14 protein-coding genes are annotated in these 16,776 nt (G+C 44.1%); 12 read left to right on the forward strand and 2 right to left on the reverse strand.

Translation table 11 applies throughout. The annotated features are described in order from the left end of the window. Nucleotides 1–99: 99 nt before the first annotated feature. The 5 genes from MM817_RS08505 to MM817_RS08530 all read left to right on the forward strand — a co-directional run bounded on the left by MM817_RS08505 (nucleotide 100) and on the right by MM817_RS08530 (nucleotide 5,677). Nucleotides 100–1,194, forward strand: coding sequence for a S26 family signal peptidase (locus MM817_RS08505; RefSeq protein ID WP_241713758.1), 1,095 nt, complete (start codon nucleotides 100–102; stop codon nucleotides 1,192–1,194). A 98-nt stretch (nucleotides 1,195–1,292) separates the two neighbouring features. After that, a complete protein-coding gene (locus MM817_RS16940; RefSeq protein ID WP_272879843.1) occupies nucleotides 1,293–1,562 on the forward strand; it encodes a dTDP-4-dehydrorhamnose 3,5-epimerase family protein in 270 nt (89 codons plus the stop codon). Nucleotides 1,563–1,639: 77 nt separating this feature from the next. Continuing rightward, the gene (locus MM817_RS08520; protein ID WP_241713760.1) at nucleotides 1,640–3,001 is read left to right on the forward strand and encodes a PQQ-like beta-propeller repeat protein; all 1,362 of its coding nucleotides are present in this window, start codon (nucleotides 1,640–1,642) and stop codon (nucleotides 2,999–3,001) included. A 42-nt stretch (nucleotides 3,002–3,043) separates the two neighbouring features. Then, nucleotides 3,044–4,492, forward strand: a complete 1,449-nt coding sequence (locus MM817_RS08525; RefSeq protein ID WP_241713762.1) for a tetratricopeptide repeat-containing glycosyltransferase family 2 protein — start codon at nucleotides 3,044–3,046, stop codon at nucleotides 4,490–4,492. Between the two features lie 123 nt (nucleotides 4,493–4,615). Beyond that, a complete protein-coding gene (locus tag MM817_RS08530) occupies nucleotides 4,616–5,677 on the forward strand; it encodes a glycosyltransferase (RefSeq protein WP_241713764.1) in 1,062 nt (353 codons plus the stop codon). 121 nt (nucleotides 5,678–5,798) lie between these two features. Here the strand turns inward: MM817_RS08530 and MM817_RS08535 are convergent, their stop codons facing one another. Next, the gene (locus MM817_RS08535) at nucleotides 5,799–6,524 is read right to left on the reverse strand and encodes a glycosyltransferase family 2 protein (protein WP_241713766.1); all 726 of its coding nucleotides are present in this window, start codon (nucleotides 6,522–6,524) and stop codon (nucleotides 5,799–5,801) included. A gap of 286 nt (nucleotides 6,525–6,810) precedes the next feature. Here MM817_RS08535 and MM817_RS17255 point away from each other — a divergent pair, with 286 nt between their 5' ends. From MM817_RS17255 to MM817_RS08550, 3 genes are all read left to right on the forward strand, one after another. Then, entirely contained in the window at nucleotides 6,811–9,021 is a 2,211-nt protein-coding gene (locus MM817_RS17255) for a transglutaminase-like domain-containing protein (protein WP_241713768.1), read from the forward strand. A gap of 380 nt (nucleotides 9,022–9,401) precedes the next feature. Further along, the gene (locus MM817_RS08545; protein ID WP_241713770.1) at nucleotides 9,402–10,037 is read left to right on the forward strand and encodes a hypothetical protein; all 636 of its coding nucleotides are present in this window, start codon (nucleotides 9,402–9,404) and stop codon (nucleotides 10,035–10,037) included. 267 nt (nucleotides 10,038–10,304) lie between these two features. Continuing rightward, nucleotides 10,305–11,741: a hypothetical protein gene (locus MM817_RS08550; RefSeq protein WP_241713772.1), complete on the forward strand. Its 1,437-nt coding sequence runs from the start codon at nucleotides 10,305–10,307 to the stop codon at nucleotides 11,739–11,741. A gap of 132 nt (nucleotides 11,742–11,873) precedes the next feature. Here the strand turns inward: MM817_RS08550 and MM817_RS08555 are convergent, their stop codons facing one another. After that, nucleotides 11,874–12,506 (reverse strand): tetratricopeptide repeat protein, encoded by a 633-nt coding sequence (locus tag MM817_RS08555; RefSeq protein WP_241713774.1) that lies wholly within the window; start codon nucleotides 12,504–12,506, stop codon nucleotides 11,874–11,876. Between the two features lie 339 nt (nucleotides 12,507–12,845). Between MM817_RS08555 and MM817_RS08560 the strand changes: the two genes are divergently transcribed. The 4 genes from MM817_RS08560 to MM817_RS08575 all read left to right on the forward strand — a co-directional run bounded on the left by MM817_RS08560 (nucleotide 12,846) and on the right by MM817_RS08575 (nucleotide 16,708). Continuing rightward, nucleotides 12,846–14,594 (forward strand): glycosyl hydrolase family 18 protein, encoded by a 1,749-nt coding sequence (locus tag MM817_RS08560; RefSeq protein ID WP_241713776.1) that lies wholly within the window; start codon nucleotides 12,846–12,848, stop codon nucleotides 14,592–14,594. Between the two features lie 154 nt (nucleotides 14,595–14,748). Next, a complete protein-coding gene (locus tag MM817_RS08565; protein ID WP_241713778.1) occupies nucleotides 14,749–15,969 on the forward strand; it encodes a cytochrome P450 in 1,221 nt (406 codons plus the stop codon). A gap of 319 nt (nucleotides 15,970–16,288) precedes the next feature. After that, nucleotides 16,289–16,528, forward strand: a complete 240-nt coding sequence (locus tag MM817_RS08570; protein WP_241713780.1) for a hypothetical protein — start codon at nucleotides 16,289–16,291, stop codon at nucleotides 16,526–16,528. Between the two features lie 9 nt (nucleotides 16,529–16,537). Beyond that, on the forward strand, nucleotides 16,538–16,708 hold the full coding sequence (locus MM817_RS08575; protein ID WP_241713782.1) for a hypothetical protein: 171 nt from the start codon (nucleotides 16,538–16,540) through the stop codon (nucleotides 16,706–16,708). The last annotated feature ends 68 nt before the right edge of the window (nucleotides 16,709–16,776 follow it).

The raw sequence follows: 16,776 nt of genomic DNA on the forward strand, positions 1-16,776 counted from the left end.
TTCATTTGGCTACTTTTATCAGCCGTGTGCCTGACTGTGATGGGGTATACATATGATGATCTCTATAAAGAGAGTGGACTTTTTCTGGGAGGGTGTTCAATGCGTAGTGTGCGAGTGGTCGTGAAAGGGGTTCTTTTGGTTATTGCTTTATTGTTGATGGTGGCAGGAACGGGGACGTTTCTTCGTCATAAACCATTTCTACTGGAGGTAGAACGAACCAATAGTATGTATCCCCTTTTGCAACGTGGATACGTTGTATTACTTGTTCCTGTGACGTTACACACACAGCTTCATATCGGTGAGATTATCATGTATCATCCTCCTGTTGGTCCACTGTCTAAAGAGGGATTTATCGTTCATCGATTAGTAGGTGGCAATGCGAGAATGGGTTATATCACAAAGGGTGATCACAACTTGCTTTCTGATCAAGCGGCGATGCAAGCACCTCCTGTTCAACCAGCGTGGATTGTTAATCGAGTGGTGACAATCGGTGGGCGTCCGCTTGCTATACCGCTTGTGGGGTATCCAACATTGTGGTTGCAATCAGGTGCTGCCAAAAGGTTTTACTTTGTACCTATTATAGGTGCTCTTGTCGCGATTATTGTATCTACCGGAGGTATTCGCAAAAGGGAACGGCACAGGCGTTCACGGCGGTTGCGTCGTTATCAGGGATCTATTTTTTTGCTGAGTGGATTGACTCTGATGTTGATGATGGCGGCAATTATTATCAATTCATCTCAGACTGACGAAATTCCTTATGTCGTTTCATTGCATCAAAATGGTGTTTTAAATGGTGGCGGGGTGGGGATTGTGCGCAAAGGCACGGTCATTCATCGTCCACTAGCAACGCTCAATAACTTTAGTGATTATCCATCTGTTGCAACCATAACGGCAGAGGATCCACAATTGGTTTTTTCGGAAACGCAAGTGTGGTTACCTCCGCATGCGACAGCAACTCCAACGCTTACTTTAGATGCTAAGCACTTGGGATTCTATAAAAGTATAGTGCATATAGGCATTTTTCCGGGCATTTTGCCAGCTTCATGGATTGGATGGATTGCACATAGAAATTATTGGCTGGCCGTTGTTGCTGTTTCATGTATACCTGGATTACCCTTCTTTATTTTCCCATTACTGCACAGCCGTATACGGCGCAACTCAATGCAACGTGTGAGGCGTTTGATCTTTGGATAAAACGGCGCATGATCGTTATAGTGGCTACTAGTTCCATGGTATAGTAGATTTATTATTGGATAATTGGTGCGTCACGAATTCGTTCTAAGGGGTGCACGATGAAGATTGTAGTGACTGGCGGAGCGGGGTTTATAGGAAGTAATTTTGTGCGGATGATGGTTTCGGAACAGAGTGATGTGGAGGTTGTGACGTATGATGCGCTGACGTATGCGGGCAATCTTGCCAATCTTACGGGGATTATCCTCTCTGCGCACGATCGAGGCATCTTGTGGAATGATCCAGCACTTGGCATTGATTGGCCGATAACGAAGCCGGTGTTGTCTGATAAGGATCGCCTGCACCCGTTGCTAGCAGATGCACAAGTGTGAGAATGTATCCAATTGAGCATAGACTTTTATAGTGATTATACGCATACTAGATTCTAAGGATGTGAAGGAGTGGATTTATGAAAAAGGATCGATGGCAGTCTAATAGAGCACGTTGTTATGTACATAGTATGGTAGCTTTAATTGCAAGCACGATGATGTGTGCGCTTGGAGTCAGTCCAGCTTTTGCTGCTAGTCAGTCGACGATTACGATTCCAATTGATGTGGATTCACAGAGTGCTAATTTGACGATACCGACTTTACCGATAAGCTTTTTTACTAATGGGGAGCTCGAAGTTTCAGGCTCAGTTCTGGTCAATGGGCTAACGATTCCGATACAAGGTGTAGAGTTAGGCATCAACCCGCTGACGAATGCAGAAAATGTATATCAGATCCTAGGGGTTCTGTTTGTATCAAATGTCGTGCTAACTGCACAGGCTTCGACTGTTCCTGTGGGTTCGGCAGATCCATTCATAGCGACTGCCTATGATGCTACAGGGAATGCCATTGCGCTTCCAAGTGGCGCAACAGTTACTTATGATGTGAGCGCACCTAGTGGGGTGTCCTCTTTACAATACAATATAGCTAACCAGAGTGGATTTACTGCACAGGAGCCTGGCGTGTATACGATTACCCCGATGGTTAGTCAGTTTGGTACGCAAGTCACAGGTACACCCTTACAAATAACGGTTACTTATCAAGATAACATCGTTTTTCAAATGAGTTCTTCCACTCCGCTCACGCAACTCTATGTTTCTTATAGTAACGGATCGTCTACTACAAGTGGTACAGATGGTGTCACTTTGCAAGCTACAAGTGGTTTTACACAAAGTAACCAAACGGTAACGCTCACACCAAGTGGTATGCAGCAGCTAAATGCAATATTGGCCCCTGGACAAACTTACGGATTGTCGAGTGAAGGGATGTCCGATTCGGGACTCATCCTTATGGCTGATCCGACACAGACTGTATCCTATACAGCGCCAGGTTCTACTGGGAGTTCAAGTTCCACAGACAGTTCGACAACTTCTCCTAATTGGACGGCTGCTGGAAACCCATTGACTGGAACCTCTGCTCCTGTTTCTACGTATGTGAACGTCAATGGAGTGTTGTACTCAGGTACCAAGGGTGATGGCGTTTGGATGGAAAGTGGTTCTGGATCTAGCGGAACCACTTGGACGCAAGCTGGTACCAATGCCACGCTGAATGCAGCGACGATTACGGCTCTTGTCAATGCAGACGGCACGCTGTACGCGGGGACTTCAGATGATGGCGTATGGTTATTCAGTGGCTCCACTTGGACGCAAGTTGGTACGGATAGCACACTCAATTCTGGAGATGTAACTTCTTTAACTTATGCAAACGGAGAACTAGATGCTGTCGTTGGTGGAGTTGTATGGCAATATCCGATCCACATTCAGACAACTGCTTTGACCAATTAAGATATGATTAATCGTTGATTCTGTTGCAAGGGAATGTGGGAGATGAGAGATACATTGCAAGCAGTTCGTGAGTTGCTTGTACATAAAAAGTTTGAGGATGCGCTGGCAAGCTGTAAAGCGTTGTTCACTGAGCAGGGAGAAATGAAATCAGCGCAGCTATTTGCTTATACTGGGGAATGTTATGAAGGTCTTTTGCAAGGTGCAGAAGCGTTTGCTTGTTATGAGCGTGCATGGATACTTGATCCACAGGCCAACTGGCTTTTACAAAAGGTCCAAACGTATAGTGCGCAACGAAAGGCGATTCTAGATTCGTGGCTCATGGATGTTCTTGCGGTTCCAAAGGTTACAGTGGGTGCGGCGATTATCACACGTGATGATGAACGTACGATTGCACGTTGCTTGCGCAGTTTAGAAGGTGCCGTGGATGAGTGCATAGTGATCGATACAGGAAGTACTGATCATACTGCGGAGATTGCAAAGGAAATGGGTGCGCAGGTCTTTCATTTTACGTGGATAGACGACTTTAGTGCTGCACGCAATTTTTCTCTATCCAAAGTAACATCAGACTGGGTGATATGTATTGATGCAGATGAGTACCTATTTGATGAAGATAAAGATCACCTCTATGTTGCGGCTGGACTCTTTCAGTACATGACCCCCCCTGTGATCATGCGGATTATTCAGGTGAGTACAATTGGCACACGTGTCGAATCTAACTATGATATGTCACGTTTTTTCTCGATGCGAGAAGGGTTTTGTTTTCGCGGGCGAGTTCATGAGCAAGTAGGTGCCTACGTGGCAGGGAGATTTACGTCTGTATATGACCATCCGGTTGTGGGGGTGCGAGTATGGCATGACGGCTATGAAGATAGTGTGATGCAACAAAAAGGGAAGTTAGATCGCAATATTCATCTTCTTCGTAAAGCGTTACAAGAAAATCCAGGAGACATTGGTACGCTTGGTTTTTTAGGACGAGAATTATATCTTCATGGCGATTTGCAAGAGTCTGTAGACATTCTATATGGTTGTGAACACTTAGCCAAACACTATCCTGAGTATTTACGCATACCTGAGGTTCGCGTTTTTTTAATTAATGCGTTGATGGATTTAGGACGTATGGAAGAAGCTATGAAATTGGGTCAACGCTTTATTAGCGATAGCTCAGATTTCCCTAACGCTTGGTTTGAGTATGCGCGTGTGCACGATCGTATGATTAGAAACTTGTTAGGACAAGCCAAGCATTTATTTGTGACGTCTGCAAAGGTAGCTCATGACTATCGTGGCATTGTATCTTATGATCAAGATATTGTGCGTTGGAAGCACCAAGCAGGTCTAGCAGATGTGGCTGTCATGGAAGGTAGAGTTGCAGATGCCTATCAGCTATATAGCGATATTTTAAAAATAGTACCAGATCATGAAGGTATTAAATCGCAAATGAAAATGCTAGAAGATGAGGCTCGAAGGTTACTCAATCTCGTCCATTCTGGATAGAGTAGACTGCGTGTCTCAGTGATACCGTATGTGTGATTGTTTTTGGGATATGGTATCATATGGACGATGGCACAGAGTAGTTAGGACTGTGCATACTATTTGCGATAGTAAAGGGAGTCAATTATGCGGATCGTATTTTATAGTGGACAAGTTTCAGGACATGGCGGCACGGAAACCGTACTTAAGGGTATGTGTCAAGGATTGCAACAACGTGGGCATAAGGTGCAGATTTTGTTGACAGCACCTTCTACTGATTCATCTTGGGAGAAAGGATTACCTGTTAAATATGTGGCAGTGCCTCCATCCTATGTGGGATTTGCAAAGGTCGATCCACTGATGGCACATGTGCTATTTTTTCAGCATGCGATGCGTGGTGGGCCTGCACCTGATATCATTGTGTGCCTTGGCACATGGCAGACAGCCGTTGCACGTGCAGTGGCAGAGTCTTTCTCTAAGCGACCAAAGGTGATTAGTTGGATGCAGTTTAGTTTGCACGTCATGCCTGATTCTAAATGGTTGAACTTTGCAGATATGAATATTGCTATTTCTGCGGGGATTCAGGCGCAACTGGCAACTGCATTTCCTGAAGTACCAACACCGCTTGTGTATCATCCAGTGGTGGATCAGTTGCGCTTTATTCCAAGACCAGATATCACTACATTTGTTTATGTAGGACGCTTGATGAATCAACAAAAGCGTATTGATACATTATTTACTGCATTGTCTGAAGTAGATGGGGATTGGCGCTTGAAAATCATTGGGGACGGACCTGATGAAGTTCGGCTAAAACAGCAGGCGCATGATCAGGGCATAGAGGATAAGGTGGAGTGGCTTGGTTGGCAGTCTGATCCTTGGTCTGCAATTGATGAAGCGACTGCATTAGTGTTACCTTCTGATTTTGAGGGATTTGGTCTCGTGTTAGTTGAGGCATTATCATGTGGCATTCCCGTTATCGCTAGTGATTGCCATATGGGGCCAAGTGATATTGTCCGTCCCGGAACCAATGGATGGTTATATCCGCCGAGGGACATCGCGAGTTTGCGTGGCCTAATACAGGGGATTATTCATGGTGCTCTTGAACTGCCATCACCGGAATCCTGTCAGGAAACTGCAAAACGCTTTTCTTATGAAGACCAGGTTGATAATTTTGAGCGTGTGCTTAAAACCTGCCCACTTCGTAATTAGGTAGGATAAGGGATATTTATTATGATATAGAAAATAGCTTACAAATGCTATGCTGTGCCTGTTCGATCATGGATCGGTTTGCATAGAACATTTGTAAGCTATTTTCATTGCACGGTGTGTATTAGTTGGCCACACCGTGCATATGCCCTGTAATGAGTGCATTTAATTGTTTGCCATCTTTCACAAAGCGTGCAAGTACTTGCTTCAGATGGGCATAATTAAGAAGGGTGTGGTGTGACAACGAATTTGTCCGAACACGATAATAGACCAGTGGTAGATGCAAGGAGACAAGTAGGCCAATCTTGGCAGCACGAGCAAAGTAATCAAGATCTTCTAGTACAGGTAGACTCTCGTCCCATGCGCCAATTTTAGTTGCAAATCCCGCGCGCATAATTGCCGTGCTTGGAAGTGGGCTTCCTTCTAATACTTCTTGCAATTCTATAGGTCGAAGTGGCCAGGGGCCTTGATTGCGTGTGATCTGATTAGGATCAGTGGTGACTTGGCTAACAAGCATATCAATTTGTGGTTCATGTTCGAGTACGGCACATTGCCATTGTAATTTATTTGGCAACCAAACATCATCAGCATCGCAAAAAGCAACATAGTCGCCTGTTGCCATCTGGATGCCTGTGTTACGCGCTGCGGAAGGACCTTTATGTTCCTGACGAATGCATTTCACCTGTGGATAAAATAGCTTAATTAGGTCTGTTGTTTGGTCTGTGGAACCGTCATCGATAACGATAATTTCGGTAGGGATAGACTGTGCCTCAATGGCATTTATAGTTTGGCCAATAGTCGTGCGCCCATTGTGAACGGGAATGATCACACTTACTGTGGGCAGTGTCATAGGTGAACCTCCTTGTCATGACGACGTCTCGCGAATCGCGTTTCGCCGTCTTGTTGTGATCGTCATGAGAAAGGCGACAGTGGTTATTTTCCTCCTTTAAAGAAGTGAATTCAAGGTTTTCATGTTACAGAATACTGACATATACATTGAATAAATAATGGAAAAAAACTGAATAGACAGATGTTTCCTTTATCTTATTGAATGACTTACCAATTGACGATTTCAAGACAAACTGTTACGGTTTCCTTAGATAAAAACGTGAATGTATAGTCTGTGGAGAGTGGGTGTGCTTGTGCGGCAACAATGGGAGAGATCACAACGTAAGCAGCGTTATCTTAGTGGGAAAAAGACTTTAGTGGGGATGACAACACTTGCGCTATGCACGATGGCGGGAGCACCTGCATTTGCGATGAGCCACAGTACAAATACTCATGAAGATACAGTGCGCGCACCGATGCGAGGATCTAGTTCCACTCTCATTCTCCCAATCGTCGCCAATGGTCAGCAAATCAATTTGACCATTCCAACCATTCCAGAAAATTACTTTGGTGATGGAGAAATTTCTGTTATTGGCACGATTGATCTGAATGGGATCATGGTAAATATATCAGGAGTAAAGTTGGGGTTGAATGTAACATCTGGAACGGAAGGCGTTTTACAAATTATTGGCGTGCCATATGTGACGTCCATTGCTGTGAGCGGACAGAGTGATACGGTGCAAACGGGAGTAAATGATGCATTGGCTCTTACAGCGATCAATGCTAAGGGTGAATCAATGGGTATTCCAAGTGAAGTGCGAGTGAAGGAAAATGTGACCGGACCACAGGGTGTAGGTACATCGGAGTACGGCGTTACTGATGGTGCGTTTTATGCCAAAGTTGCAGGAACATATACGATTACACCTGTAATAACAGAATTTGGAGAGACCGTAACAGGTCCATCCATAACCATTACAGTAACTTCTACCAGCACGAGTAAAGCAACAGGAACAACAGGAACAACAGGAACAACAGGAACAACAGGAACAACAGGAACAACAGGAACAACAGGAACAACAGGAACAACAGGAACAACAGGAACAACAGGAACAACAGGAACATTTTTGTCTGGTGATGGACAGTCTGTGCCTTCCGTTACATTGCAAAATGCAGCTACAAACGATCAGGCCTTCTGGACGCGCGCGAGTGAGTCACTCTATGTGATTGCTCAAACGGCTAACCCAGTCAATACATCGGCGCAGGGTGGAACTATGTTAAGTGTAGCTCCTGGACAGACACTTTTCTTGGCTGCATACGAAGCAACTGGTAATGTTCCAAACTCTGAAACCACATGGGATGTCAATAGTCCTGATGCAAAGATTTCGACTACTCCAGGGCAAATGTATGGTGGTACAAATGGCACTCAAATGATGGCAACTGCACAATTTGTCGCGTCTAAACCAGGGGTATATACGATTCAAGCGGATGATCACGGCACGTACAGTGTTCCACTAGTGATCACTGTCGGGAAAAGCTCACTCGCAAGTGTACCTTTCACCGAATCAGCTACACAAATGGGTGTTCTGCCACTACCATCTTCTCTTCCTACACAAACACCGGTTCAGGCAGGTGGTATATCCTACACCACTTATCCAGCACAGGGGACATGGATACCGATATCTGGAACCGTTAATGGGACTGCTAGTTCTATGACAGCGTTGTTGCTCTATGGTGGGCAAGAGTGGAGCTATCGTCTTCCTGTTGGAACAAATGGCACCTTCTCAGGGTACGTGGAGTCTCCTTTTACAGGTGCAGTCACGGTTGATTTGGTTCCTGACTTTTTATCTGCACTCACGAAAAATCAGGGATCATTGCCTACTGCGGATTATGCTACAGAATATACGGTAGATCCAACAGGCGCGAGCTTAACGAGCACGCAAGCAGGGTTGCTATCTTCAACGACCATGGATGACAATGTTAATCCGCCCTACCAGACGATTGCTGATGCGCTCATTGAAAATTCACCCACTTTAAATACTGGCATTGAAGCAATTAGCAATTATGTGAGTGATTTAGTCGTATATGACTTTAATGAGCTAAACGCAAATCAGTATGTGTGGCAAGATGCAGGAACTACGTTTACTAATCAGTCGGGTGTGTGTGAAAATTATGCACAATTGACTGCATCTATGTTGCGGTTAGTGGGAATTCCGGCACAAACTATTGGTGGTTATGGAGATGCAACATGGACCACACCTAATTACTCGGATACCAATCCTCAAGATGCTCATGAGTGGGTAGAGGCATGGAATGGTTCAGAGTGGGTTATGCTCGATCCCACATGGGCTGATGGCAATCAAAGTGTCAATAATTTATTGACGAATCAATACTTTACTAATACGGTTTCTTTTTCTGAAACACATGCAGCACAAGCCGACCAGATTGGCACTGATTTTTCGGCATATGGCAGGAAAAACTCATTATATAGCAAGAGCCACAACTATGATCCATTATTTTGAAAATATACAATAAAATTCTTGAAGGTACTATTAAGATCTGAGAATTGATCATTCTAGTTGTTTAGTTTATACTAAGTAAAGTACCTACGAGCTTCTGCGTGGGTTTTTGCTATCCTTTTAAGTTTCTCTATGGATGATCGTTCTCTTTAATAGAAGCGATCTGCGCATTCGGTTGAACGGACAAGCAGTAAACTTCTATAAGAGCCTGTTCAAAAAGGGGGCAGGTAAGACCCACGCAGTGCAAGGAAGCAAGCCAAGAATGTGGACTGAGCGTACGTTTTGGGTACGTGAGGGAGCATTCTTGGCGCTGACGCTGCCATGCGCCAGGGAGTTCTGACCCCTTTTTGAACAACCTCTATAAGATAAGGATGTGTTATTTTTTGAAAAAAATACGAGTGGCAGCAACTGCAATAACCATGCTTATGGCGGGGACCTTACTTTTGTCTGGCTGTGGTACAGCTTCTAATGCAGCGGCTAGTTCAGAGACTACGACAGCAACAGCAGCTACGCAAACTGCGACAGGCATTGCAGCTAGTAGTTCACCCACGACTAGCACCACAGTGTCTAATCAGAGTTCAGGAACAAAAAGTTCGGGTACATCTGGAACCATGACAACAGGCGCGTCTACAGCGAGTAGCACACAGGTGACTACACATGCGATTGCCCCTAGTAAGATTCCTGCTGGTGCAGTGAAAAAGACAGTAAAGGCAAGTACATCGGGTGCTTTATCTGCCTCGTCTAACACGATGGCATCGATTGTGTTGCCAAGCTATGTGCCAACGGGTGTAAAGGTTGAAAAGATGTTTCTTGATATCAAACCGGTTGTGGGGACTAATCAACCGGAAAGAGTAGTACCTGTCACTGACTACCACATTACTTCTAGGACACTAACAATTGCTGTTCCGCATGTGGAACCAGGGCATTATCTGTTAATTCCTGAATTTACAGGACTCGTAAAGGGCTCCATGCAGTTATTCGTGATTACAGCTGGGGTTAACCTTACGGCTCAGGCATAATCACTTTGCAGTATGATAGTTAGTAAAGTAGGATAGGCTCGTGATTTTGGCCCACTGATTATTTTTGTCAGTGGGTATTTTTACTATGAAAATGTGAGATTGATGGCTTGCAGGATGAAACATCTGCATGTATAATGCAAGTGTATACTTGCGTAAGTGAGTGCTTGCATATGGCGAAAGTGGTGTGCAGGGTATAGATGCAGGGTATAGATATAGTGCAAATAGGGTCTAAGGTGTAATTGACATAGGGAAGGGATGGGATGGCAGATGCGAAGTATGGGATTTTTTGCGAAGGTGGCAGTGGTGACTGCGCTTTTCACATGTTCAGTATCGACAGAAATTTTCGCACAGGAGTCGACAGTTGGATATTATCCGTTACGTAATATTTATATGCAAGTAAATCAACAACAAGTAGAGCATGCCAAATCGATTCGCGCGATTGATCCTGCAAGTGGTGAGATGACTACGTATACACCTATTTGGTATGTGATGCAGATTCTAAAGAATTTAGGTATTCAACAGACTTGGAATGGTGTGAACTGGAACCTTGAGTTACCGCCGAATGTAGCTCCTAAGATTAATCTGCAAGCGGTTTCCCCGGGTATTGGGGAAAAGCATATTTATGTAAATGGCGTTCTTTATGAAAATGTACACGGGATTGCCTATCCAGATCCGTATTCTGGAGTCATGACAGAATACATGCCAATTTGGTATGTGATGCACATTTTACAAAGCATCGGGTTTAATTCCACGTGGACAGGATATGTATGGAATGTGACCCCGCCTAATTCTTTAAGCCAGACAACCACCACATCACAGCTACCAACTGTGACCAAATTGAGTTTTTTGGAGCAATTTGAAAGTCAATTAGGTATCGTACCAAACTATAGTGGTACGGATACCTTTACTGATGTATCCGATAACACGCCTGCATTTGCAGCTGTGAATGCAGCATTGGTTGATCATCTAGTCACACCTGATTCATCTACGTATTTTGGTGCTAATGATCCAGTGAGTACCGCAGAAGTGGCACAGTGGTATTGGAATTACAAGGACATCGGTCACGCTGAGTATGAGCCTGGAGAGACTCCTACCGCATGGGCATCTTATATTGGTTTGACTACCAATGTAGGCGATGTCTCGGCAATTAATACAGTGCAAGCGACTCAATTGCTACAAAATATCCAAGCGTTACAACAAGGCTATCGCACACTTGGAACGGGCAACTATCAAATTGTCTATCCAGTTGCAGATGAATATGATGCTGTCTTTAAAGGAGAAACGACCGCTCCGCCTAGCGGATATCAGTCAACAATTATCGGCACATATCGCATGTTAGATGATCTGACAGTGCAAGTGTCCAATGGCGAGATGACAGTGCAAGTGCCAGGCCTTCCTGATACGAGTAATTGGGCTTTTGGTAGTTGGCTGTACAGTGGAGATTCATTGAATTATAGTCTTGACAATGGATCGACTTGGATGTCTACTTCACGCTATGATTCTAATAATGACAGTATGGGAGGTACGAGTACGCCACCAGATACTATCTTGTTGCGCACCAAGCATTTACAGTCAGGAATTATCGTGGAGTTTGGTGATGTGCCAGCGTATGAAGTACCTGTGTATCAAGGCGGTGTGCATATTTCCTATACGCCAAGTCAAGGACTAGTCGTCACGCGCATGATGACGGCAAATGTCAACTGATTTATCCATTTAGTGGTTTAGTTACTTTCATTAAAAGATCAGGAGCATGTATCGCATGTGTGAAGGCCCTGAAAGCTGAGACTATTATCGTCTGCTTTCAGGGCCTTCACGATGTTATGCTTACCTCTGTGATTACTTTGCTTTTAACACAGAGGTTTGTAACTGCTTAATCGTCGAATAAAGTGGATCGGATTTTGGTATTGTTTTTAGTGCTTGTTGTAACGTTTGTTTTTCTGCGGTTATGTTTTTCAATTGGCCTTGGCATAAGGCGAGATTCCACCAGCCATACGCATAGGTTGGGTTGACTTGTGTTGCTTTTTGATAATAGGGCAACGCCTTTTGTGGTTGACCTAGTGTTCGCAAATAAATATTTCCAATGTTGTTATAAGGGATTGCATCTGTTGGCGCAATCTTAATCGCTTTTTCATAATAACTAATCGCTAGGTGTGGATGGCTATTGACATTAGCACTTAGTGCAGCATTGATTTGTGCTTGTTCATTTGTCGGTTGGCTTTGGGCTAGGGACTCAAAGTGTTTTAACTTTGCAGCACCTTTATAGGTGGATCCTCCCACTATAACTGACTCGGTTCCATTCGGATTTTTCACCACAACATTGTTCTGTGGTTTATTCGAATTTGTTGTGGAAGGAACTGTCGTGGTAGGTGATGTACTTGTAGTCGTTGTCGTTCCACAGCCTGTCAGGGACATGGCTGTGATTAGACCTGCTGCACCTATACCGAGCAACTTATTTTTTATTGTAAACATGTGATACACCATCCCATCCTTTGTCTTGTCTTTAGTCGGTTGTTCCCCCGTAGTATGCCTGCATCTGCAAGCGTCTATGTAGGAGACGCATCCGGTTATTGAGTTTTGGCATGCGGGGGATGTCTCCTATTTGCACATATTTCCACTATGGGGTTAATCACTATTAACCTATCATAAAAAGATTGCTAGAGCAAGTTATGTAGTAAGGACGTCAATTTTTAGTCATACTCAAGCGTTTTCATCATGTTAAAGGGATAATATTAATATTGATACAAAATTTACATCACTATTTCGTGTGTCCGTTTCGTTATACTAGACTCAAAGGAAAAGGAGACGATTATGCGTACAAAGACATGGATGACGATGGTTGCTATTGCATCGCTTTCTTTTAGTTTATCCACTGCAGCATGTGCTGATTCTCTTCCCTATAAGGATATATCGGATAGTTTTGCTCAAACAGCTATCGTGCAACTTACGCAAGCGGGTGATATTCATGGTTATCCTAACGGCACATTTCGACCCCATGCAGTGATTACACGAGGGCAGTTTTTGGCCTATATGATGAATGTATTAGAACCGTATACAGGAATAACTGCAGTTCCACATGGGACTTTTTATCCAGATGTGCCTCCTGGCAATTGGGATTACAACGTTGTTGGAAGCGCACAAGTTGCAGGGTGGTTAAATACTTATTGGTTAAATTTAAGTGATGGATTTCATGAAAATGATCAAGCGTCGCGTGGTGATGCCGCATCCATGTTTGTGGGGGCATTAGAGCATTCAAAGTTTGACTTTACTCTTCCGCAAGGCGTTACACCTTTGACATATGCTACTGAACTTGGCATGTTTGCAGGATTACCTGCAACTGCTAATCCAGTATACTTCAACCGCGCAGATGCAGCAGTTGTTCTTAATAACGTATTGACGTTGTGTAAGCAATTTGTAGCAAAGGGGCCCGTTGGTATTCGTGGTGAATTGCCTGACGTAGTTAGCGGATCTAGTTCACAAACGTCATCTGCTTCTACTACAGCAAGTACAGCATCAACTACGTCGTCTACGACGACATCATCCGTACCATTTACGACTATGGTAACGACGAGTGGTTCACAAATTGATGTTGTACTTGGGTTTAATTATGGGGGTAGTTTAGCTAGTGATCTTACAGAAGACGAACAGGATACGGATGTCAATACAATTGTCTATGATGGTTTTCATTTAAATAGCTCTTTACAATTCAATGGTACGTTACCTGCATCATTTGCAGATACGCTGCATACGTATGGCAAACAGGTCTATGGGTTATTTGGAACTGAAGATCCGACCTTGCTTACAGAGGCATTGGCGACAACTCAAAGCCGCGCGGCACTGGTGCAACAGATTGCTAGTGTGTGTGATACTTCACATCTTGATGGGGCCAATATTGATTTTGAAGACGTTCCTGGTTCTCTAGAGTCGGATCTCACCGCATTTATGCAACAATTAACGACGGCTTTGCAAGCTAGTGGCATGAAGACGTCGATTGATGTTGCAGTACCATCCGCTGGATCTTGGTCACAAGCGTATGATTATGGCCAACTAGGGAAGATCACAAACTATGTGTTCTTGATGGCGTATGATGAGCACTGGAGTGGCGATATCACACCTGGAACTGTAGCATCTCTACAGTGGGTGCAAAATAACGTAAATATACTTTTGCAAGATGGTACTCCTGCCGATCATTTGATTCTTGGTCTGCCACTGTATACAAGGGCGTGGCAAACTGGAAATACCACACAAATGCACAGCATACCTATTGGCGAGATGGAATCCATGATCGCAAGTGGACAAACCACCCAAAGTTCATTTGACCAATCGGTAAACCAGTGGGTTAATGTTTACAACGACAGTACAGGGACACAATGGGAATTTTGGCAGGATGGATTTAAAAATTTACAGTCTATGGGTTCTCTGGCTATTAAAGATCAGTTAGCGGGAGTGGGTTACTGGCAACTTGGAGATGAAACGCCTTCGCAGTGGTCCTTTATTTTACCGGTTGGACTTGGGGGTACAGCGATAGCTAGTTCATCATCCAATACAACGGGTGCGTAGACAGATAAGCGGTTGCTCATACTAGTAGGGTTGATTGTTACAAGTTGTGGTAGTGGGTACCCTGCCTTGCTTGCATGATTTGAAGTTTTGACTTTTGATCTACGGGTAGACGGCAGGGATGTATGGATTGTAATGGAAGGAGACCTCTGAAGCGATGAGTAATCATTCACCCGAAGGAATGCCAGCTATTTTAGTGCCTGTGCAGGAATTGGAGTCGAGAGAAGCACGGCTCGATCCATTTCCATGGTTTTCTACTATGCGTAAAGCGTCACCTGTGCGCTATGACGCGACACGTCACTCGTGGGATGTTTTTTGTTATGATGAGGTACTTGCTGTGTTAAAAGATCACGATACTTTTTCTTCTGTACGGCCAAAGCTTGGTCCGCGGTTACTAGGCAGTGTCATTGGTGAAGACCCACCGAAACATCAGCAATTGCGCAATATCGTAAGTCGGGCATTTACACCGAAAACGGTAGCTGACTTAGAACCAAGGATCAAAGCGATCATTACAGACTTGATCGATCAAGCGATTGAAGAACATGGACATTTTGATTTTGTAGCGAAAATTGCTGTGCCACTACCTGTGATTGTGATTGCAGAATTACTTGGCGTACCGATTGATGATAGGCCACTTTTTAAGCACTGGTCCGATGTGATTGCAAAGGGTGCAACGGAAAATTCGATGTCGGGTTTAGCGACACTCATGTCAGAAAAGACTCAGGCAAAAGAAGAGTTGGATTCCTATTTTTTGCATATTTTGAATGAACGAAGAGTGGATCCTAAGGAAGATCTGATTTCACATCTCGTGCAAGCGGAGGTGAATGGAGAACACCTCCGTGATGAAGATCTACTTGAATTTTGCATTTTACTACTTGCGGCAGGAAATGAGACGACAACCAATCTATTGACGAATACCGTGCGTAGATATTGTGAGGATCCGTCATTACAGGTTTATCTGCGTGAACATCTAGAGGCCATCGATGTGGCAACAGAAGAATCGTTGCGGTTTTATTCTCCTATTCAAGCTACCAATCGCTATGCGACAAAAGATGTGCAACTCGGCGGGCACATAATTCATGAGGGTGATCAAGTGGTTGTGTGGATCGGATCTGCGAATCGCGATGAACAACAATTTGTAGCAGCAGACACGTTTGTTATGGACAGGCATCCAAATAAGCATATAGCATTTGGACATGGTATTCATTTTTGTCTAGGGGCACCACTTGCGCGTTTAGAAGCGCACGTTGCGCTACCAGCTATATTAGAGCGTATGTACGCTATGCATTTTGAAATGGACGGGACTCTGCAACCCATTCCAAGCTCTCTTGTTTATGGAACGAGTCAAATGGAGATTGCCTATAGACTTCCATCATAATGAAGATTGAAGGCATTGATACGCTCTTGCATGCAGTTTGCTATAAATATCAAACGAACTGTGGGGTGACGCAATGAGCGCATTCTATATTAGGTAAGGGGGAGTAACCGATATAGATGTGGATATAGCCGTTGTTAGTTTTGGCACCTTATTAGTAGTGACAGGATGTGAGATGCGATCTTACGTCATCTTTGTTGTAGCACGCTTCGTAGCTGGGCTTGGTTTTGGGTTGCTTTTGCGATTACCACATTTGTTCATCCACGTTTTTTTGTCGTTGCTATGGGTGTGTGCGACTTGAGTGCCAATGGGTAGCGTATTGATGTTTATCTTTGCGCCGCTTCTGGTAACTGTTACACATATTGATGCACTTGTGTTGTTTCAATCTTTTGGTATTGCCGTTGCACTAGTCCTGATGATTCTCGTGATTTCACGACATCCAGATACGGAAGCAATAAGTGTACATGTGAGAGATGTGTTTACAGCAATCATTAGCTTGTTAAATGCCGTATCCCATGTGTTGTTGCGTGTTTTTGCTACCAGAGTTGGACTGCGCTTATGATTGATGTTGTTGTCAGGATTTCTTGTCAGTGTCGTGTGGATGTTATTACTCATACATAGTTTAGCTACGGTAGAAGCTGCAAGTTTAGCAGTGGCTATCTTTGGTGGATTGATTCCCACTGGATATTGGGTTTCTTATGCTCATTCCAGTAGGATTCCTGATGACCTTTGCACGCTATAACATCACTGTTATCTTTTGCATGAACAAAAGGTGTAGATAGTACGGCAGTTAGTAAACACGCGTTATCC

Source organism: Sulfoacidibacillus ferrooxidans (assembly GCF_022606465.1).
Lineage (GTDB): Bacteria > Bacillota > Bacilli > Alicyclobacillales > SLC66 > Sulfoacidibacillus > Sulfoacidibacillus ferrooxidans.

Coding starts and splice junctions, on each gene's coding strand:
- MM817_RS08505 (WP_241713758.1), top strand. CDS start 100: ATGCGTAGTGTGCGAGTGGTCGTGAAAGGGGTTCTTTTGGTTATTGCT.
- MM817_RS16940 (WP_272879843.1), top strand. CDS start 1,293: ATGAAGATTGTAGTGACTGGCGGAGCGGGGTTTATAGGAAGTAATTTT.
- MM817_RS08520 (WP_241713760.1), top strand. CDS start 1,640: ATGAAAAAGGATCGATGGCAGTCTAATAGAGCACGTTGTTATGTACAT.
- MM817_RS08525 (WP_241713762.1), top strand. CDS start 3,044: ATGAGAGATACATTGCAAGCAGTTCGTGAGTTGCTTGTACATAAAAAG.
- MM817_RS08530 (WP_241713764.1), top strand. CDS start 4,616: ATGCGGATCGTATTTTATAGTGGACAAGTTTCAGGACATGGCGGCACG.
- MM817_RS08535 (WP_241713766.1), bottom strand. CDS start 6,524: ATGACACTGCCCACAGTAAGTGTGATCATTCCCGTTCACAATGGGCGC.
- MM817_RS08550 (WP_241713772.1), top strand. CDS start 10,305: ATGCGAAGTATGGGATTTTTTGCGAAGGTGGCAGTGGTGACTGCGCTT.
- MM817_RS08555 (WP_241713774.1), bottom strand. CDS start 12,506: ATGTTTACAATAAAAAATAAGTTGCTCGGTATAGGTGCAGCAGGTCTA.
- MM817_RS08560 (WP_241713776.1), top strand. CDS start 12,846: ATGCGTACAAAGACATGGATGACGATGGTTGCTATTGCATCGCTTTCT.
- MM817_RS08565 (WP_241713778.1), top strand. CDS start 14,749: ATGAGTAATCATTCACCCGAAGGAATGCCAGCTATTTTAGTGCCTGTG.
- MM817_RS08570 (WP_241713780.1), top strand. CDS start 16,289: ATGTTTATCTTTGCGCCGCTTCTGGTAACTGTTACACATATTGATGCA.